Origin of the sequence: Catenuloplanes niger, assembly GCF_031458255.1 — a bacterium.
In the GTDB taxonomy this organism is placed as follows: Bacteria; Actinomycetota; Actinomycetes; order Mycobacteriales; family Micromonosporaceae; genus Catenuloplanes; species Catenuloplanes niger.
On the sequence record NZ_JAVDYC010000001.1, the window covers coordinates 1,268,044 to 1,287,224 of the forward strand.

12 protein-coding genes, 1 tRNA gene and 1 pseudogene are annotated in these 19,181 nt (G+C 71.3%); 8 read left to right on the plus strand and 6 right to left on the minus strand.

Going from position 1 to position 19,181, the window contains the following annotated elements:
- Nucleotides 1-190 precede the first annotated feature (190 nt).
- Nucleotides 191-2,146, plus strand: a complete 1,956-nt coding sequence (locus J2S44_RS05520) for an Hsp70 family protein (protein ID WP_310409546.1) — start codon at nucleotides 191-193, stop codon at nucleotides 2,144-2,146.
- 748 nt (nucleotides 2,147-2,894) lie between these two features.
- Nucleotides 2,895-3,785 (plus strand): annotated as a pseudogene (locus J2S44_RS05525) (recombinase family protein); the annotation flags it as partial.
- 736 nt (nucleotides 3,786-4,521) lie between these two features.
- On the opposite strand, the gene J2S44_RS05530 reads toward J2S44_RS05525, so the two are convergent.
- Nucleotides 4,522-4,605: transfer RNA gene (locus J2S44_RS05530), tRNA-Leu, on the minus strand.
- A 264-nt stretch (nucleotides 4,606-4,869) separates the two neighbouring features.
- On the opposite strand from J2S44_RS05530, the gene J2S44_RS05535 reads away from it, so the two are divergent.
- Both J2S44_RS05535 and J2S44_RS05540 read left to right on the plus strand, forming a co-directional pair.
- Complete coding sequence (locus tag J2S44_RS05535; protein WP_310409547.1) at nucleotides 4,870-5,841, plus strand: lipid II:glycine glycyltransferase FemX; 972 nt, start codon at nucleotides 4,870-4,872, stop codon at nucleotides 5,839-5,841.
- A 32-nt stretch (nucleotides 5,842-5,873) separates the two neighbouring features.
- Entirely contained in the window at nucleotides 5,874-7,364 is a 1,491-nt protein-coding gene (locus J2S44_RS05540) for a UDP-N-acetylmuramoyl-L-alanyl-D-glutamate--2,6-diaminopimelate ligase (RefSeq protein ID WP_310409548.1), read from the plus strand.
- A 431-nt stretch (nucleotides 7,365-7,795) separates the two neighbouring features.
- On the opposite strand, the gene J2S44_RS05545 is transcribed toward J2S44_RS05540, so the two are convergent.
- Nucleotides 7,796-8,365: a hypothetical protein gene (locus J2S44_RS05545; protein ID WP_310409550.1), complete on the minus strand. Its 570-nt coding sequence runs from the start codon at nucleotides 8,363-8,365 to the stop codon at nucleotides 7,796-7,798.
- A 15-nt stretch (nucleotides 8,366-8,380) separates the two neighbouring features.
- A complete protein-coding gene (locus J2S44_RS05550) occupies nucleotides 8,381-9,529 on the minus strand; it encodes a zinc-dependent alcohol dehydrogenase (RefSeq protein ID WP_310409552.1) in 1,149 nt (382 codons plus the stop codon).
- A 112-nt stretch (nucleotides 9,530-9,641) separates the two neighbouring features.
- Between J2S44_RS05550 and J2S44_RS05555 the strand changes: the two genes are divergently transcribed.
- Nucleotides 9,642-10,142: an HAD domain-containing protein gene (locus J2S44_RS05555; RefSeq protein WP_374727804.1), complete on the plus strand. Its 501-nt coding sequence runs from the start codon at nucleotides 9,642-9,644 to the stop codon at nucleotides 10,140-10,142.
- A 74-nt stretch (nucleotides 10,143-10,216) separates the two neighbouring features.
- Here the strand turns inward: J2S44_RS05555 and J2S44_RS05560 are convergent, their stop codons facing one another.
- The 3 genes from J2S44_RS05560 to J2S44_RS05570 all read right to left on the minus strand — a co-directional run bounded on the left by J2S44_RS05560 (nucleotide 10,217) and on the right by J2S44_RS05570 (nucleotide 15,437).
- Nucleotides 10,217-12,268 (minus strand): choice-of-anchor L domain-containing protein, encoded by a 2,052-nt coding sequence (locus J2S44_RS05560; protein ID WP_310409555.1) that lies wholly within the window; start codon nucleotides 12,266-12,268, stop codon nucleotides 10,217-10,219.
- 51 nt (nucleotides 12,269-12,319) lie between these two features.
- Nucleotides 12,320-12,622, minus strand: coding sequence for a hypothetical protein (locus tag J2S44_RS05565; protein WP_310409556.1), 303 nt, complete (start codon nucleotides 12,620-12,622; stop codon nucleotides 12,320-12,322).
- Nucleotides 12,623-13,100: 478 nt separating this feature from the next.
- Complete coding sequence (locus J2S44_RS05570; RefSeq protein ID WP_310409557.1) at nucleotides 13,101-15,437, minus strand: discoidin domain-containing protein; 2,337 nt, start codon at nucleotides 15,435-15,437, stop codon at nucleotides 13,101-13,103.
- A 12-nt stretch (nucleotides 15,438-15,449) separates the two neighbouring features.
- Here J2S44_RS05570 and J2S44_RS05575 point away from each other — a divergent pair, with 12 nt between their 5' ends.
- The 3 genes from J2S44_RS05575 (at nucleotide 15,450) to J2S44_RS05585 (ending at nucleotide 19,172) form a co-directional block, all read left to right on the plus strand.
- Nucleotides 15,450-15,674, plus strand: coding sequence for a VOC family protein (locus J2S44_RS05575; RefSeq protein WP_310409559.1), 225 nt, complete (start codon nucleotides 15,450-15,452; stop codon nucleotides 15,672-15,674).
- 56 nt (nucleotides 15,675-15,730) lie between these two features.
- Nucleotides 15,731-16,843, plus strand: coding sequence for a DUF3500 domain-containing protein (locus J2S44_RS05580; RefSeq protein ID WP_310409561.1), 1,113 nt, complete (start codon nucleotides 15,731-15,733; stop codon nucleotides 16,841-16,843).
- Between the two features lie 94 nt (nucleotides 16,844-16,937).
- Nucleotides 16,938-19,172: a glycoside hydrolase family 3 N-terminal domain-containing protein gene (locus tag J2S44_RS05585; protein WP_310409563.1), complete on the plus strand. Its 2,235-nt coding sequence runs from the start codon at nucleotides 16,938-16,940 to the stop codon at nucleotides 19,170-19,172.
- Nucleotides 19,173-19,181: the final 9 nt, after the last annotated feature.

Consider the following 19,181-nt stretch of genomic DNA (forward strand, 5'->3'; position numbering starts at 1 on the left):
GGTACAGCTCCACAAGTGGTACCGGTTCTCACGAGCATCTCGGCACACGGCACCATCAACGCGGCGCCGAAGGTCGCGAGCATTTTGCAAACAGGCCAGCTCTGCGCGGATTTTCATCATGTGCACATGACAGGTGGCCTCGTGCTAACGGGTACCGTCCTGTCCGGACCCGTGCGGCAGACTACCCGGCATGCTGGCCGCGGACGCGCACCTGTGCATCGACTACGGCACTGCCACCACCACCGCGATGCTGTCTACGCCGGACGGAGGCTGGTACCCGATCGTCGTCGGCGGCGTATCCGTCCTCCCCAGCGGCGTCTGGCTCGACCCCGCCACCGGCCGCCTGCTTACCGGGACTCCCGCACTCCAAGCTGCCCGAAGCCGTCCGGAGACCTGGCTCGCCGAGCCGCTACGGCACATCGCCGCCGACTCGATCACGCTGGCGGACGCGACCCTGGACCCGATCGAGGCGGTCTCGGCCGTCCTCGGCGGCATCGCCACCCACGCCGCGATGCTCGCCGGAGCGCCTATCAGCAGGCTGACGCTGGTCGTGCCGTGCTGGTGGGGTCCACGCCGCCGGCACCAGCTACGACGTGCCGCGGAGAAGACCGGTCTGCCCGCACCGCGCCTGATAGCCGACGCCGTCGCGGTCGCCGCGCACTGGACGGCGTGGTCCGGCTCGTTCCTGCCCGCCGGGGCGAGCGTGCTGGTCGTCAACGCGGGCGCGGGCGGAATAGCCATCGCGCTCGTCGGTGCCTTGGACGACGGTGTGCAGCTGCTCGCACACCACCTCGTCCCAGACTCGGACGCCGCCACACTCGACGCGGCCCTGGCCGAACACCTCATCACCTCGACGTTGAGCACGGGTCAGCAGCTGTGGCAGCAGCTGGGAACGCCGGAACGCGCGGTAGACCGGCACCAGCTGCTCGAAGCGGTCCGGACTGGCAAAGAAGCCCTCGGCCAGCAGACCATGCGGACGGCGATCGCCCTACCTGCTCCGCACCCGCCGGCGACCCTCGACCGCGACATGCTCACCGCCGCCAGCGCCGGCCTGCGACAGCGCCTGCCAGCAGCGATGGCACAGGTACTCGCGGCAGCGGACACCCACCGCGACGACCTGACGGCCGTGCTGCTGACCGGAGGCCACGCCACCCTGCCAGGAATCACCGACACGGTACGAGAAACAACCGGACTCATACCGACCTTGCTCCCCCGCCAGGACGCCGCCGCGGAAGGTGCCCTGCGCATCGCGGCCTCCACCGGCAACCCCGCGCCAGCCGCCGCAGTCCCGGAAGCGCCGCCGCCGCGGATCCGTTCCGGGTGGCGTGCGCTGGTCACGCCCGGACTGCTCGCCATCGCCGCGATCGCGCTGTTCGCAGAGGCTCTCGGCGCCAGCTGGGTGGACACGTTCCAGGGTAGGGCTTCCGCATATTTTCTGCGACGCCCGCAGCTCGGCGTCAGCGGCATGCTCATCGCACTCGCCTGCTGGAGCACCGCCATGGGAATCACCCACCTGCTCCACACAGCCGCCCGCACACCCGGCGAACAGGCCACAAGCACCCGGATCGCCCGCCAGGCCCTGCTCACGGCCGCAGGGACAGGCCTCGCCCTCGCCGCCGGCTTCGGCGTCTACGCCAGCGCCTACATGAACATCCCCCGCATGTCGTTCGCACAGTGGCCCATCCTCTTCGCGCTACCCATCGTCATCCTCGCCAGCACAGCCGGGCTGCTCATCACCCGCATTCGACCCGGTGACATCCCCTCCTGGGTACGCGGCTACCGAACACCAGTCCTGCCGGCGCTCGTGGCCGCCACGGGCATCCTCATCACCGAAGTCGCCGCCAGCGGCTTCATGCCCGCCTTCATCCGGCTGGGCCTGCCCGCGAGCACCTTCGTACGCCTCGGCATGTTCGTCCTCGGCGCGGGCATCGGCCTCGCCATCACCCGGCACCGCATCACCCGGCTCATCGCCGCCACCTCGCTCGGCCTCAGCTTCGCCGTCATCTACACCTGGCGCACCGCCGACCACTACCACTGGGCCTTCGCTGCCGTCCTCCTGTGGTGGGCCCTGACGACGGCCGCGGTTCACACCATCCGCAGCGCCTCACCCCTCATCAACAGCCACTGGCAGCGGCTTATCGGATAGGTATCCGAGTCGCGCTGAACTCGCTCGCCCTGGATAGCCGACAGCGACGGCTCCTGTCCGGCGGCCTCGCCACCGCCGACCCGCCGGAGGCACGTTCCGCAACGTAGCCGCTACCGCAGCGACATCAGCCTTGAGCGCAAGGCGGATTCAACAGGATGTCGTCTGTGATTCCCCGCCGGTCACATCCAGCGAGGGAGCGGTCATGTCTACGCCTGCTCTACATCCAGTCGAGGCGATGCGCCGATCGGGCCGGCGCACGCGGCTCTCGACGGCCTGCCCATCCGAACGCCCGCATCTTCGGCGACGCCATGGATGACCTACATGGCCACAGCGCGAGCGAACACGACGATCCGATCCCCGAGAATGCCGCCCGATCGAGCCCGCCTGCGCATGCCGCTTCAGTCGCCAGGCCTGCCGCCGCGCCAGCCGCGTCTACACCTTCGGGGGCACCGGACAGTGGCGCGTCGCGATATGATTCTCACCTCGGCCAGCAGGAGGAACCGCAGCCGATCCGCAACGAGGTACGGGTTAATGGCAGTCCGGAAGGACACGAGCCTCAAGCACCCGCCCAAGCGGAAGACGACGCACCCGCCAGCCGGAGCCTGCGCGTCACCACACCAGCTGACGCGCCCGACCTCACGCCAGGCGCAGCCCGCACGCTGCTACGCGTCCTGCTCAACGCGGCCGGCAAGCAAGGAATCGCACCGCCCGACTCCGCCGATCAAGACTAAAAAGTAGCGAGGTAGGCATGAACTTCGGTTTCTACGGCCGCGTCTCGACCGAAGACCAACAGGACCCCGCCGCTTCCCGCGGATGGCAACTCTCCCGGGCGAAAACACTCATCCAGCCGGCCGATGGCCAGATCGTGCGCGAGTTCTTCGACATCGGTCTATCCAGGTCGATTCCTTGGAAACGACGCCCCGAAGCGACAGCACTGCTGGCCGCGTTGAAGGACCCACACCGCGGGTTCGACGCGATCGTCATCGGCGAGCCCCAGCGTGCGTTCTACGGCAACCAGTATGGCCTGACGTTCCCGCTGTTCGTCCACTACGGAGTCCAGCTCTGGGTCCCCGAGGTAGGCGGCGCAATCGACCCGGACAGTGAGGCCCACGACCTGGTCATGTCCGTCTTCGGCGGGATGAGCAAGGGCGAACGCACTCGCATCCGCATCCGGGTCCGCGCCGCCATGGCCACCCAGACCGTCATGGAGGGCCGCTTCCTCGGCGGCCGACCGCCCTACGGCTACCGCATCGTCGACCTCGGACCGCACCCCAACCCAGGTAAGGCCGCCATCGGGCAAAGTCTGCACGGACTCGACCTGGACGAACACGCCGCACCGGTCGTCGTCCGCATCTTCGCCGAATACATCGCCGGCGCCGGCATCTACGCCATCGCCCAAGGCCTCACTCACGACAACATCCCGTGCCCATCAGCCCACGACCGGGCCCGCAACCGGCACCGCAGCGGCATCGCCTGGTCCAAGGGCGCCGTCCGCGCGATCCTGATCAACCCTCGATACACCGGGCACCAGGTGTGGAATCGCCAGCGCAAGCAGGAGGTCCTGCTCGACGTCGACGACGTCGCCCTCGGCCACGAGACCAAGATGCGCTGGAACGACCAGACCGCGTGGCTCCGCTCTTCCGCCCCCAGCCACCCGGCCATCGTCACGGCGGAGACCTTCCAACTCGCCCAGGATGTTTTCGCCGCCGGCGGCCGCGGCAAACCGAGAATGCCCCGGACCACTCCACGCCCGTACCAGCTGAGGGGTCTGATCTACTGCGGCCTCTGCGATCGCCGCATGCAGGGCAACTTCAACCACGGCCTTCCGCACTACCGCTGCCGCTTCCCCAACGAATACGCCCTGGCCAACCACGTCGAACACCCGCTCACCGTGTACCTGCGCGAGAACCAGGTCATCCCGTCCCTCGACCGATGGCTCGCCAAGGTCTTCCGGACGGACCGGATCGAGGACACGATCACCACACTCGCCGACGCCCAGCCCGACGACCACCCAGAGAGCCCTGCCGAGCTCCGCACCATCGCCGACTGTGACCGCAAACTCGCCACCTACCGTGCCACCCTCGATGCCGGCGGCGACCCGGCGATCATCAGCGAATGGATCGCCCAGACCCAGACTGAGAAGAAACTCGCCGAATCAAAATTGCGACAACGCGACGGCAAGGGCAAGCGGCTCACCCGGGAGCAGATTCACCACATAGTGACGACACTGACTGACATCACGCAGGTGATCCACGACGCCGCACCGGCCGACAAGGCCGAGATCTACAGCAAGCTCGGGCTGCGACTGACCTATCACCCTGGAAAAGCAGCAGTCCTGGTCGAAGCTCGACCAGGACTCGTGTGCACAAAGTATGTGTCCGAGGGGGGACTTGAACCCCCACGCCCTATACGGGCACTAGCACCTCAAGCTAGCGCGTCTGCCATTCCGCCACCCGGACTTGCACTACGGTCCTGCTGGTTGCGGGTCGGTTTCCCGTTCCGCGCCCTTCAGCGCCGCACAGGAGAGAACTTTACACGGCCCCGGGGCCTGTCTTCACGGGGGTCTCCCCCATCGGCCTCATCACTCCAGGTAATCACCGATCGGTCGGTGGCGGGGAGGGTATGGCGGTGCTCTGATAGCACGGTAGGGAATGCTTGGGCGTCGACACCGCCGAAACGCGTGGGCGGCTCGTCTTCGACACAGGGACCGGACGGCAGGGTTTATGTCACAGACAACATCGGAAACGTGGCAGAGCGTTACTGACGAGGAGGCGTGGGACCGGCAGCTGTTCGCGCAGCCGCGCGACGGGCACTTCCTGCAGAGCAGTCACTGGGCCGCGTTCCAGCGCGCGAACGGGCGTGAGGTCTATTTCGGCAGTGGTGCGGGCTGGCAGTGCTTGGCGATCGTGGAACGGGCCGGCGACGCCTGCCGTCTGTACTGCCCGTACGGGCCGGTCGCGGATGATCTGACCGCGCTGGAGCGGGCGGTCGAGGCGCTGCAGGAGCTGGGCAAGCGGGAGGGTGCCGGGTTCATCCGGGTCGAGCCGTGGGCTCCCGTCACCCGGGACGACCTCGTCAAGCTCGGTCACTTCCCGTCGAAGCGGAACATGCAGCCCGGTCTGACCTGGGTGCAGGACCTGCCGGGCAAGACGAAGGACCAGCTGGTCCTGGAGTTCGCGCCGAACGTGCGCAACCGATGGCGTAACGCCTACAAGAAGGACATCTCCGTCGTTTCGAGCACGAATCCGGATGACGTCGAGATTCTCCTTCAGATGATCCACGACGTGTCGAATCACACGGGCATGATCCCGCACGACGACGACTACTACCGGCGGCAGACGAAGACGCTGCTGGAGCGCGGTGCGGGCACGCTCTACATCACGAAGCACGGCGAGCAGCCGATCGCGGCGGCGATCGTGTACGAGAGCCCGACCACCCGCTACTACGCGCACTCCGGCAGCCTGCTGGAAGCGCGGAAACTCCATTCCGGAACCGTCATGCTGGCGACAATGGTGCTGGAGGCGCAGGAGCGGGGACAGCAGGTCTTCGACTTCGTCGGCGCGGCACCCAAGGACGAGCCGGACCACCCGTGGGCCGGGTTCACCGAGTTCAAGCAGTCGTTCGGCGGCCGCTACCGGCAGTATCTCGGCACCTGGGAGATGCCCTGCCTCGGCCTGGCCCCGGCCCAGCAGTGACCGGCGGGGCAGCAACAGTGAGGACAACGACGGTGCACCTGAATGAGGTTCTCGCGGAGGTCCCCGCCGCCACGCTCGTGCAGGGTGACGCCAACCGTGAGGTGTCGGGCATAACCCACGACTCGCGCCGGGTGTCCCCGGGTGACCTGTTCGTGGCGATACCGGGTGCGAACCACGACGCCCGCGGTTTCGTCGCGCAGGCGCTGGAGCGCGGCGCGGCGGCCGTGGTCACCGAAGGCCCGGTCGAGCTCGACGGTGACGCCGCGGTGGTGCGGGTGCCGTCCGCGCGCGCGGCGCTGGCCGATCTCGCGGTCGCGGTCTACCGGCACCCGGGCGACCACATGAAGATGGTCGGCGTCACCGGCACGGACGGCAAGACGACCACGTCGCACCTGATCCACGCGGCGCTGGAGCAGGCAGGGATGCGCACCGGCCGGCTCACCACCGTGGGCATGACCACCGGTGGCGGCAACCCGCCGGTCTACTACGGCTTCACCACCCCGGAGGCGGGCGAGCTGCAGCGGATGCTGGCCCAGATGGTCTCCGACGGCTGCCAGGCCGCGGTCACCGAGGTCAGCTCGCACGCGCTGCAGCTGGACCGGGTGCGTGGCGTGCCGTTCTCGGCCGCGGTGTTCACCAACCTGACGCCGGAGCACCTGGACTTCCACGGCACGATGGAGAACTACGCCAAGGCGAAGGCGCACCTGTTCGCGATGGCGGCGATGCGGGGGCCGGATTCCTTCGGCGTGGTCAACGCGGACGACCCGTGGTGGAAGTTGATCGCCAGCGGGGGTCCGGACACGCTCTACACGTACGGCCTCGAGACGAAGGGTCTTGATCTGTGGGCCGAGAACCTGCGGGTGGACGGTGACCGCTCCCGGTTCACCATGTTCACGCCCTGGGGCCGCCGCGAGATGATCTCGGCGATGCCGGGGAAGATGAACGTGATGAACTGGCTGGCCGCGACCGCGACCACGGTCGGCCTGGGTGGCGAGCTCGACGCGGTCGTCGCCGCGGCCGAGTACGCGACCGTCGAGGGCCGGATGCAGACCGTCGCGGCCGGTCAGCCGTTCGAGGTGTTCGTCGACTTCGCGCACACCCCGCACGCGCTGGAGACCGTCCTGCAGACGCTGCGCGCCCAGACGAAGGGCCGGCTGATGGTGCTGTTCGGGCACGCCGGCGGCCGTGACTCCGGCAACCGCCGCCCGATGGGCCGGATCACCGCGACGCTGGCGGACGTGGTCATGGTGACGTCCGACAACCCCGCCCACGAGGACCCGGCCGCGATCAGCGCCGAGATCGTGGCCGGCACCCGGGAGGCCGAGGCGGGCACGTCCGACGTCCGCGTCGTCATCGACCGCGCCGACGCGCTCCGCGAGCTGCTCGCCGACGCCCGGCCCGGCGACACCGTGCTGCTGGCCGGCAAGGGCCACGAGGAGTACCAGGCGCTCGCCACCGGCAACATCGACTGGAACGACGCCCGCGAGGCCCGCCGCGCCCTTGCCGACCTCGGCTGGTCCTGACCCGCACCTTGGCGGCGGGGACGCTCTCCGCCGCCAAGGTCAGCACCGAAAGACCTCGAAGGCAGTTTTCCCGCTTCCGGCGGCACCGGTTCCGCATGCTCCCGCGGGCAAAGCGCGCGGTGGCCTGCGACTCCGCCGGCGCTCCGCTCCGGCCGCCGCGGCGCAGCCGGTCCCGGCCACCACGACCACGCGCGTCCACCGCCGGTCACGTCCCGGCCGCCCGTCACGTCCCGGCCGCCGTCGGGTCCCGGCGGCACGCCACGTCCCGGCCGCACGTCACGTCCCGGCCGCACGTCACGTCCCGGCCGCACGTCGGGTCCCGGCGGCACGCCACGTCCCGGCCGCACGCCAGGTCCCGGCGGGGCCGGCACGCCGGGACGGTCGCCGCACAGTCGTCCCGGGCGGGCACCGTCGCACCGCCCGGAGCCGGATCATGAGCGGCGGGTGAGCCGGCGGGCGACGACGTAGGCGATGCCGGCGCCGATCACCCAGGGGGCGAGGACGATCACCGGGTCGAGCGGGTGGTGTGCCACGTCCGCGCGGTTGTGACCGAGCCGCGAGCGCAGACCGTGGTGGGTCAGCTCACCGCGTACCCCCGTCTGGGTGATCGGGTTGTCCGGGCGCGTGGTCAGGAACGAGCGCAGCGCGCTCTCCAGCACGTCCACCCGGTCGGCCGCGAGCAGCAGCAGCCAGTGCGCGGCGCGTCCCTCGCTGTACGTCGCGTAGGAATATCGGCGGATCACGCCGGACAGGCCGCGCGGCGGGGCGGACGTGCCGAAGACCGGCGTGAGCATCGCGTGTTCGATCGACCGCTCCCGCGGCCGCAGCTCCGGCTGCCGCTCCGGGAACTCCCAGTGCGCGCCGCCGAACTCGGGGTCGAAGACCTCCTGCGGCACCGACGGCCGGTCCTTCGGGTCCAGGTCAGCGCCCCACCCGGGGATGCGGGCGCGCAGCTCGTCGACGGACTCGGGCAGTTCGGGCTTGTCCGGGGTGTACGCCATGGTGTCGTCTTCTTCCTACGCCGCGGTCGGGACGATGAGCGGTTTGATGCAGCCGTCGAGCTTCGCCGAGAAGATGTGGTAGCCCTCGGCGATGTGCTCCAGCGGAATCCGGTGCGTGACCAGGTCGCTGGGCTTGAGATAGCCGTTGCGGACGTGCTCGAAGAGGCGTGGCCACTGCCGTTTCACCGGGCACTGGTTCATCCGCAGGGTCAGCCCCTTGTTGACCGCGTCGCCGAACTTGATCGCGCTGAACACCGGGCCGTAGGCGCCCATCACCGAGACGGTGCCGCCCTTGCGGACCGAGTCGATGGCCCAGTTCAGCGCGACGGGTGAGCCGCCCTGCAGCTTGAGCTTGGTGCCCGTCACGTGCTGGAGCAGGTTGCCGTCGGCCTCGGCGCCGACCGCGTCGATCGCCACGTCCGCGCCCAGGTGGTCGGTGATCTTCTTCATCTGTACGACGATGTCGTCGTACTCGGTGAAGTTGAGCGTCTCCGCGTGCGCGAACGTCCGCGCCTTCTCCAGCCGGTAGTCGAGGTGGTCGATGACGATGACCCGGCCGGCGCCCATCAGCCAGGCCGACTTCGCCGCGAACAGGCCGACCGGGCCGGCGCCGAAGACCACCACCACGTCACCCTCGGCGATCTCACCGAGCTGCGCGCCGAAGTAGCCGGTCGCGAGCGCGTCCGTGAGCAGCACCGCGTCCTCGGAGTCCAGCCACTCCGGGATCAGGCTCGGCCCGACGTCGGCGAACGGGACCCGGACGTACTCGGCCTGACCGCCGTCGTAGCCGCCGGTCGTGTGCGAGTAGCCGTAGATGCCGCCGACCGCGGTCGCGTTCGGGTTGACGTTGTGGCAGTTGGAGTAGAGCCCGCGGGCACAGAAGAAGCAGGTGCCGCAGTAGATGTTGAACGGGACCATCACCCGGTCGCCGGGCTTCAGCCGCTGCACCGACGAACCCACCTCGTCGACCACGCCGACGAACTCGTGCCCGAACGTCGTACCGACCCGGGTGTCCGGCATCATCCCGTGGTAGAGGTGCAGGTCGGAGCCGCAGATCGCGGCCCGGGTCACCCGTACGATCGCGTCGTTGGGATGCTCGATCGCCGGGCGGGCCTTCTCCTCCACCCGCACCCGGTAGGGACCGCGATAGACCATTGCTCGCATGACGTTTCCTCCCACACGCGCCGGCCGGCGTGCGCCTTCCGGCGCCGGTCGGCTACCCCGTGCGGGACGCGGCAAACGGGTGGGTTCATCCCGATCGGCTGCGGGCGGTAGCGTGCCGGCCGTGGACGACCGACCGCTGATCTTCCTCGACGTCGACGGGCCGCTGATCCCGTTCCGGGCCCGGCCCGGCACCCCGGCGGGCGCTCCCCCGCCGGACCCGTCCGGGCACCCGCTGATCCACCGGCTCGACCCGGCCGACGGCCGGCGGCTACGGGACCTCGGTGGCCGGCTGGTCTGGGCGACCACCTGGATGGAATCGGCGAACGACCTGGTCGCGCCGCGCCTCGGCCTGCCCACGCTGCCCGTCGTGCCGTTCCCGGACGACGACGATCCGGCGTCCGGCGGCGGCCTGCACTGGAAGACCGTGTTCCTGTCCCGGTGGGCCGGCGACCGCCCGTTCGTCTGGCTCGACGACGAGCTCACCGACGCGGACCGGCGCTGGCTCGCCGGCCACCATCCGGCCCCGGCCCTGCCGCACCGCGTCGATCCGTCGACCGGCCTCACCGAGGCCGACTTCGCGAGCGTCGCCGACTGGCTGCGCGGGCTGCGGTAACCGTGCGCGGAGGTTCCGCTGCCGGCCAGGGGCTCGTCCCGGGCCCGCTGACCGGCAGCGTGCGTGCGGTACGGTCAATCGGTCCAGATCCCGCCGTCGAGCAGCGCGACCGCACTGTCGTAGGCGTGGTCGGAGGTGTCGGCGACGGCGATCTGCACGGTCACCGCCTTGCCCGGCGTCACCGGGACGGCGCAGGTCAGCGGCACGGTGAGACCGTCCATGCTGGTCGAGTAACCGTTGGCGCCGCCGGCGTTGTCGACGTAGTAGGCGCTGTTCGTCTGCGCGTTGATGGTGTTGACCGATACCGGGGTGGTGGTGCCGGGCACGGTCGCGCAGTTCTTGCCGTCGACCCGCACCACCATGACGTCGTTGAACGAGCTTCCGACGAACTCCGGATACTCCTCATACTCCTCGCTGGCAAACACGTATCGGACGTGCAGCGTGGAGCCGGCCGGGGTGAGCGTGACGGTGTAGGCGGCGGCGTCGTGTGTCGGGTACCCGGCGAGCGCGGTGAGTTCGTCGTCGCCGGGTCCGCCGAGACCGGTGCTGGCGAAGACGCCGGGAGTACCCGTCGCGTCGGCGATCCGGCCGGTGCTGAGCACCCAGGCCTTCTTGCCGGGTGCGAAGCCGTCTACGTGCCCCCACTGGTCCGCGCCACCGCTCACGGCGTCCTCCACCTTCGTCACGCCGCCGCCGAGCAGCGAGTCCTGCGGCTCGGTGCCGGGCAGGTCCTGGCAGCCGGCGGGCAGATGCCACGGGGATCCGGGGTAGTCGAACTCGCCCTGCAGCGCGTCGAGGCTGATCTTCTCGCTGAACGACCACCCGTTGCTCAGCCAGGCCTTCGCGGTCAGGCTCAACCCGGTCACGAAGGCGGCGGACGCTCTCAGACAGGCATTGAAACGCGGGTCCTGCATCGGAAACCGCGGACCGAACTCGGCGTCGAGCGGTGTCAGCTCGCCGCTGATGCCGGCGATGACTCCCGCTCCGGAGGTTCCCACGCCCGGGCCGACGGCCAGCTCACCGCCGACCGCGAGTCCCACCGATCCGTTACTGGTCACGGTCGGGGTGAGCGGGGTGATCTCGGTGATCGGGCTGCCGGTGAACGACGGGCCGTTCTTGATCGTCATGGATCCCTTGACGCGCACACCGCTGGTGGCCTGATAGCCGAGGTTGGACACGGTCACCGCGCCATTCACACTGACCTGGGCGTTCGGGGTGAGAAGCACCGCGATCGGGACGGGTGAGACGGTCAGCTGCCGGCTGTACGACTTCAGGTCGATCCCGCAGTCCACCGCGCTCTCGACGTCGATGGTCGCCGCGCCGGTCAGCCGGACCGTCATCTCCATGTCCAGTGACGCCCCGGTGGGCACGTCGGCGCCGAGGAACCGGTATTTGTCGACCTTGGTGGCGAACCGGCCGCCCAGGGCGAGATCGGGCTGGAAGGCGACCGTCTGCTCCGCGCCGAGACCGGTGCAGCCGGCCGCGAGCACCTTGGCTTCCGGTGCGGCGGTGGCGGGCGCCGGCGCAGCGGTACCCGGCACGGCCGCGATATCGGCGACGGTGAGCTCGTAGTAGTCGAAGGCGTCGCTCAGCCCGCCGGCACGCAGATCGAGGGTTCGCCCGTCCGTGGACACCGCGGTGACGACGCCGAGAAAGCCGCCGGGCAGCGTGGCGGACATCGGCAGCACCAGGCCGGCACCGATCGGCGGCGTGACGGTCTGCGGCTGCAGCACGGCCCGCACCCCGCTACCGGTCGGCGCCGCCGAGACCAGGTCGGCCGGGGCCGCCAGCAGTGTGCCCGGGGCGGTCACGTATGTCGCCTGCCCTGACCCGGCGGGCGCGGCCGTGCCGGCGGTGAGCACCAGCGGACCCGTCCAACGGCCTTTGACGAGGGTGAAGAGCGAGTAGGTGTGACGCTGGCCCGCCTTCAGGCCCGTGACCGTGGCCGTGGTGCCCTTCACCGGCACGCCCGTACCGTGGTCACGCAGGCTGACCGGGTTCGAGCCAGGTGTGCGCCGTAACACGAATGTCGCACCGGGCGGCGCGTCCCACGCCAGGGTCAGCCCGGTCTGCGACACCGCGGTGGCGTGCAGTCGTCGCGCACCTCCGTCGGCGGCGAGCTTCACGGTCGCGTTCGATGTGGTGTTGGGCCGCACCACCAGTGCCAGGGGCGACGGCTACCCCACGTAGCGCACACCGCCGATGGTCGAGCTGACCGGCGGCACCACGTAGGCGCCGACAGGTACCTGCATCGTGACCACCGTCGAGCTTCCCGCCGGGGGTTTCGCCGCGACGTGTCGGGTCCTGCCGACGAACCACGTCGTCGCCGGTACGCCCTCGGGCGCGGTGACGGTCAGCCGGATCGTTCCCTTGGCCGGGCCCGTGCCCGCGGCGGCCGGGCCCGTCGGCATGCTCAGGCCGGCGACGAGTAACAGCAACGACGACACGAGTGTGAGAGCGGAGCGCAGCGGATGCCTCATAGCGTTCTCCTTCTGCGAGGACGCCGGTGCGGAACCGGCGGCGCACCCACGGTCGCACCGGGCCGGGGCCCGCGGTGCGTCCTCGGGGGAGTTCTGCCGCGCAGGCGGCGCATCCCGGCCGCGGAGCCGGCACGCCCCACCGGGAAGCGGAGTCCCGCGCTCCGTTGTGTCGCGTCCCGTGGTCCGCCGGCCACGCCTTCCCGGCAGGCGGAGGAGCCGTTCCGGAGAAGTGGACCCCGTCCGCTCGCGTGTGCGTCCCGCCGGACGACCGAGACCTCCGGACGGGCCGGATCGCTGCGCCTGACGTACGCCGCCCATGCCCGAACAGGCCACCCGGGCCACAGCCGGACAGCGGCCCGGCCGTCACCGTCGGTCTCAGATCACTGAGCCTGTACGAGGAACCGGGTGGCGCGCGAGGGCCGGCGCGCCCGTGACGGATCGCGCCGGCCCGGTGACGTCGTGCGGCAGGGTGGGACGGTCAGTAGCGGACGTCGGGGAACTCGCGCTGGGCCTGGAGGAACTGCTGCTCCCACTCGTCCGGCCAGCCGAAGGCCGCGGTGGCCTGGGGCTTCAGGTTGACGCCGGCGGCGCCGCTCCAGAAGTGGACGAACTCGCCCCAGTTGAGGTCGCGCGCGTACCGGCCGTTGATCTGCGGGAAGTTCGCGGCGAGCAGGTCGAAGTAGCCGTCGAGCACGGCGCCGCCGCCGTGGTCGCGCCACAGCGGGTAGAACCAGTCCCGGTACCAGGCGGTGTTCGCCCGCGGGAACGAGTCACGGGCCTCGAGCTTCGCGGCGTGCCAGCGGGCGGCGTCGGCGGTCAGCCCGGTGCCGGCGTACACGTCGTACTGGAAGATCTCCGCCCACTTGCTGTCGCCCCACAGCCCGAAGGACGGTGAGCCGTGCACGCCGTTGGCGGAGCCCTCCACGATGTGCGCGATCTCGTGCGAGGTGATGTCGCGCGCCTGCGGGTCGGCGGCGTCCCAGCCGGACAGGCCGATGTCGATGACGTTGCGGTGTTCGTGGTCGGCGTCGAAGACCGTCGCCGGGTGGCCGCCACCGTAGCGGCCCTGGTGGAAGATCGCGGCCAGGCGCGGGTTGCTGAAGTCGCCGTACGTCCGCCGGGTGTAGCGCCACAGCGTGCCGGTGTACTCCTGCAGCCAGCCGGCCTGGGACACCGGCACGTCCGGGTCGACGTAGACGGCGACGTCCGCGTCGTAGGCGACCCGGGTCAGCTGCTGCCGGTGCTCCAGCCAGTGTTCCTGCCAGGTCGCGGGCAGCTCGGTGGAGCCGGTCGTCGCGGTGGCCGTGCCGCTCGGCGCGGACGCGGTCGTGGCGTTCACCGCGCGTACCCGGTAGTGGTAGGTGGTGCCGCCGGTGCGGCCGAGGTCGTGGGCGGTGGTGGTGCCGGCCGGGACCGTACGCGTCCAGTCCCAGGTCCGGCCGTCGGCGGAGCGTTCCAGGCGGAAGCCGGTCTCCCAACGGTCCGCGTCGGTCCAGGAGACGACGATCTGGTCACCGGTGCGGGCGACCGCGGTCAGCCCGGACGGCACGGCCGGCGCCGGTGCCGGGGTGGTGCTCGACCCGATCAGCTGCCACTCGCCGAGCTGGACCGCGGTCGAGCCGTTGTTGGCGGTGATCCGCAGCCGGTACGCGAGGTAGCCGGCCGGGTTCGCGATCGGGTACGTGCGGCGCTGGAACCGGGCGCCGAATGTCTGCCCGGTCCGGGTGTCGAGCTCGGTCCACGCGGTGCCGTCGGTGGAGCCCTCCAGCACCCAGTCCCGCGGGTCGCGGTCCGGGGCGTCGTTCGCGGAGGTGAGCGTGTACTCGGTCACCGTCGACCGTACCTTGGCGGTGTGCCGCAGCCACGTCGTCGGGTGGCCGGTGAGGTACTTGGTGCCGGGCGCGTTGTCGGCCGCGCGGTTCGCGTCCTCGCCGCCGGTCGTCGCGTGCTGGTCGGTGACGGTGCCGTCCATGTCCGTGATGTCCACGCCGGTCCGCACCGCGGTGACCGTGGCCGGTTCGCTCGGCGGCGACGTCACGCCGGCGGCGGCGCCGAGTGCCCGGACCCGGTAGCTTCGGGTGCCGCCGGTCAGCGGCGTCCGGTCGGTGTAGAGCGTGGTGCCGGCCGGCACGGTCCCGATCGTGGTCCAGGTGGTGCCGTCGCCGGAGCTCTCCACCGCGAATCCGGCCTCCGGGTAGCCGGTGGTGGCGTCGGAGTTGTCGGTCCACGCCAGGTCGATCTCGCCGGTGCCGACCGCGGTGGCGGTCATGCCGCTCGGCGCGGCGGGGATCCCGTCGCCGGCCGGCCACAGCCGCCACTCGGCCAGTTGCAGCGCGGGTGAGCCGTTGTTCGCGGTGACGGTCAGCCGGTAGAAGCGGTACGCGGCGGGCGTGCCGGACACCAGGTAGCCGCGGGTGGCCGCGCGGCCGGTGAACGTCTCGCCGCCGCGGGTGTCGAGCGTGGTCCAGGTCGTGCCGTCGGCGGAACCGGCCAGCGTCCAGTCCCGTGGGTCCCGGTCCGGGGCGTCGTTGGCGGACGTCAGCGCGTACCGGTCGACCGTGGTGGCGGTCGGCACCTCGTACTGCACCCATCCGGTACGGGAGTGGGTGAGGTACTTGGTGGTCTCGTCGCCGTCGGTGAGCTTGCCGATCTGCTCGGCCGCGGACCCGCCCGGGTGCTGTGCGGTGACGACGCCGCCGGTCAGCCCGGGCGCCACGGTGCCGGCGAAGGTGGGGAGGATGACGGCTCCCGCGCCGGCGACGCCCGCGGCGGCCAGCACGACGGCGAGGACCGTTCTCGATCTGGATCGATTCACGCGATGTGAACGGTGCGCGCGGCCCGCCGGTTCACCGTGGAGCGCACTTCTCCCCCGGGCGGCACGGGAAGCCGTCTCGTCGACGACCTGGACGCCGCCGAGACCGCCGAGGCCACCGAGGCCACCGAGGCCGCCGCGATCGTGATCGGTGCGACCGGACCCGCGGAGCAGCCCGGCACCTCCTACCGTGTCCTCCTCGACCCGGCCGGCCGTCCCTTCTGTCTCTGCCCGGACTGACCGGGCCGCCGGCGGACGACGCGCACGCGCACGGTTCAGGGCCTACGATCGCCGTCGTGGACGACACGGCCGTACGGATGGTGGACGCGGCGACGGCCTGGCTGGCCGCGCTCGACGACGCGCAGCGGGAGCCGGCGCAGCTGCCGTGGCCCTCCCCCGAGCGGCGCCGGTGGTTCTACACGCCGACCGATCACGGCGGACTGCCGCTGTCGCGGATGTCGGCGGTGCAGCAGCAGGCCGCGATGCGGCTGGTCGCCACCGGGCTGTCCGAACCGGGGTTCGTGACCGCGTCGACGATCATCGGCCTGGAGAACGTGCTCGACCGCACCGAGGACTGGAGCACCTCCGCCGGCCGTCCACGCGGACGCGATCCCCAGCTGTACTGGCTGCGCGTCTTCGGCACGCCCGGCCTCACCGGCCCGTGGTCGTGGCGGTTCGGCGGCCACCACGTGTCCGTGCACCACCTGGTCCTCGACGGCGAGGTGCGGTCCAGCACGCCCTGCTTCCTCGGCGCCGACCCCGCGTCCGCCCCGCTGCTCGGCGGCCACCTGCTGCGTCCGCTCGGCGCCGCCGAGGACCTGGCCCGCGAGCTGGTGTCGTCGCTGGACACCGGCCAGCTGGCGAGCGCGGTGATCAGCCCGGTCGCGCCGGTCGACATCGTCGGCGGCAACCGCTCCACCGTCACGGACGACGCCCGGGTCATCCCGCTCCCCGACGTCTTCAACGACCTCACCGACCCGCGGCTGCGCCGCCAGACCGCGGACGCGCACGCGCGTGCCGTCGACCGGGCCGGTTTCCGCGCCGCGCACGACGACGCCGTCGCGCTGACCACGGCCCCGAAGGGTGTCCCGGCCGCGTCGTTCACGTCGGCGCAGCAGCGGACGCTCCGGTCGCTGCTGGACGTCTTCGTCGGCCGGGTCCCGGCCGAGGTGGCCGACCGGGAGGCGGCGAAGTACGCCGGCTCGCTGCTGGACGGCGTCCACTTCGCGTGGGCGGGCGACACCCGGCCCGGCGCGCCGCACTACTACCGGCTGCAGGGCCCGGGACTGCTCGCCGAGTACGACAACACCCAGCGCGACGCCAACCACGTCCACACCGTGTGGCGCGACCCCACCAACGACTTCGGCGACGACGTCCTCGCCCGCCACCGGGCCGAGTTCCACGGGTAGGCCGCGGCGGTGGCTGCTGGCATCTCGGCGGCGAGTCAGCGAAGGTGAACGTCGGCCGGTCCGCATGATCCTTCGACCTGGGAGACGAACAACGATGACGACGCTGCCCTACCTCGACCCGGATCTGCCCGTGGCGGACCGCGTCGCGGATCTGCTGTCCCGTCTGACGTTGGAGGAGAAGGCCGGGCAGCTGACCCAGTTCTTCTACTTCGGCTCACCGCAGGTGCCGGACGGGGTCGACGTCGCGTCGCTGCCGCCGGAGCAGCAGGCACCGGTGCGGGTGGAGGAGGCGGTCCGGGACGGGCGGGCCGGGTCGCTGCTGTTCGTCCGGGACGCCGGCACGGTCAACCGGATGCAGCGGATGGCGATGCGGAGCCGGCTCGGCGTGCCGCTGCTGTTCGGGTTCGACGTCGTCCACGGGATGCGCACGATCCTGCCGGTGCCGATCGCGCTGGCCGCGAGCTGGTGCCCGGAGACGATCGAGGCGGGGCAGGCGGTGGCGGCCCGGGAGGCGCGGGCGCTCGGCATCCACTGGACGTTCGCCCCGATGATTGACATCGCCCGCGATCCGCGCTGGGGGCGCATCGTCGAGGGTGCCGGCGAGGACCCGTACCTCGGTGCGGCCGTCGCCGCCGCGCAGGTGCGCGGGTTCCAGGGCGATCTCGGCCCGGACCGGCTGGTCGCCGGGCCGAAGCACTTCGCCGGGTACGGTGCGGCCCGCGGCGGCCGGGACTACGACGACGCGGACATCTCCGACTCCGAGCTGTGGAACGTGTACCTGCCGCCGTTCCGGGCCGCGGTGGACGCGGGCGCGCTGAACGTGATGAGCGCCTACATGGACCTCAACGGCGTCCCGGCGTCCGGCAACCGGTGGCTGCTCACCGACGTACTGCGGGAGAGTTTCGGTTTTGCCGGGTTCGTCGTCTCGGACGCGAACGCGGTGAGGTCGCTGGAGGTGCAGCACTTCGCCCGCGACCTCACCGACGCGGGCGCCCGCGCGCTCGACGCGGGGCTGGACATGGAGATGTGCATGTACGACCCGGCGTTCGCGCGGCTGCCCGAGGCCGTCGCCGCCGGTCTGGTCACCGAGGAGCAGATCGACACCGCGGTCCGGCGGGTGCTGACGGTGAAGTTCCGGCTGGGCCTGTTCGAGAACCCGTACGCCGACGAGGGCCGCACGCACGACCTGGCCGCGCACCGGGACACCGCCCGGGTCGCGGCCGAGCGGAGCATCGTGCTGCTCAAGAACGACGGCGGGCTGCTGCCGCTGGCCGCGCCGGCCCGGATCGCGGTCGTCGGCGAACTGGCCACCGCCACGCGGGACTCGCTCGGCCCGTGGGTCTTCGGGCACGACACCGGCGAGACCGTCACCGTCCTGGACGGGCTGCGGGCCAGGTTCGGCGACGGCGTGACGCACGCGCCGGGTGTGCACCTGCCGGGGCGGGTCTTCCCGTCCATCTTCGACCAGATGGAGCCGCCGCCGGCGATCCCGTCCGGTGACCAGGACGACGCCGAGATCGACCGTGCGGTCGCGCTGGCCGCCGGCGCGGACGTCGCGGTCGTGGTGGTCGGCCAGCGGCAGAACCAGATCGGCGAGAACGCGTCGTCGGCCACGCTGGACCTGCCCGGCCGGCAACTGGAGCAGCTGCGGCGGATCACCGCGACCGGCACGCCGGTGGTGCTCGTGGTGATGTCCGGCCGGCCGCTGGACCTGCGCTGGGCGGACGCGCACGTGCCCGCGATCGTGCAGGCCTGGTACCCCGGCACGTCCGGCGGGCACGCGGTGGCCGCGGTCCTCGCCGGCGACGTCTCCCCGGCCGGGCGGCTGCCGTTCACCTGGCCACGGCACGCCGGGCAGGTGCCGATGATCTACGCCCACCACCGTACGTTCGCCCCTCAGGACCAGGACAAGCGGTACTGGGAGGAGGAGAGCACCCCGCTGTACCCGTTCGGCCACGGCCTGTCCTACGCCTCGTTCGACTACGCGAACCTGCGGACGGCGGCCGGCACGGTCGCGGTCGGCGCGACGACCGAGGTGTCCGTGGACGTCACGAACACGTCCGCGCGCGAGGCCGACGAGGTCGTCCAGCTCTACATCCACCAGCGGTACGGCAGCGCCTCCCGGCCCGTACGCGAGCTGAAGGGTTTCCGGCGCCTGACGCTCGCGCCCGGCGAGACCCGCACGGTCACGTTCCCGCTCGGCCCGGCCGAACTGTCCTACTGGAACGCCGCCACCCGCACGGTCGTGCAGGACGCCACCACGCTCGACGTCTGGGCCGGCGGCAGTTCCACCGCGACGCTCAGCACCCGGCTGGAGGTCACGCCGTAGCTCCCCGGT

What these genes read in the sequence shown, in the direction of transcription:
- J2S44_RS05520 (WP_310409546.1), top strand. Translation starts at nt 191, where the DNA reads ATGCTGGCCGCGGACGCGCACCTGTGCATCGACTACGGCACTGCCACC.
- J2S44_RS05585 (WP_310409563.1), top strand. Translation starts at nt 16,938, where the DNA reads ATGACGACGCTGCCCTACCTCGACCCGGATCTGCCCGTGGCGGACCGC.
- J2S44_RS05550 (WP_310409552.1), bottom strand. Translation starts at nt 9,529, where the DNA reads ATGCGAGCAATGGTCTATCGCGGTCCCTACCGGGTGCGGGTGGAGGAG.
- J2S44_RS05565 (WP_310409556.1), bottom strand. Translation starts at nt 12,622, where the DNA reads ATGAGGCATCCGCTGCGCTCCGCTCTCACACTCGTGTCGTCGTTGCTG.
- J2S44_RS05535 (WP_310409547.1), top strand. Translation starts at nt 4,870, where the DNA reads ATGTCACAGACAACATCGGAAACGTGGCAGAGCGTTACTGACGAGGAG.
- J2S44_RS05545 (WP_310409550.1), bottom strand. Translation starts at nt 8,365, where the DNA reads ATGGCGTACACCCCGGACAAGCCCGAACTGCCCGAGTCCGTCGACGAG.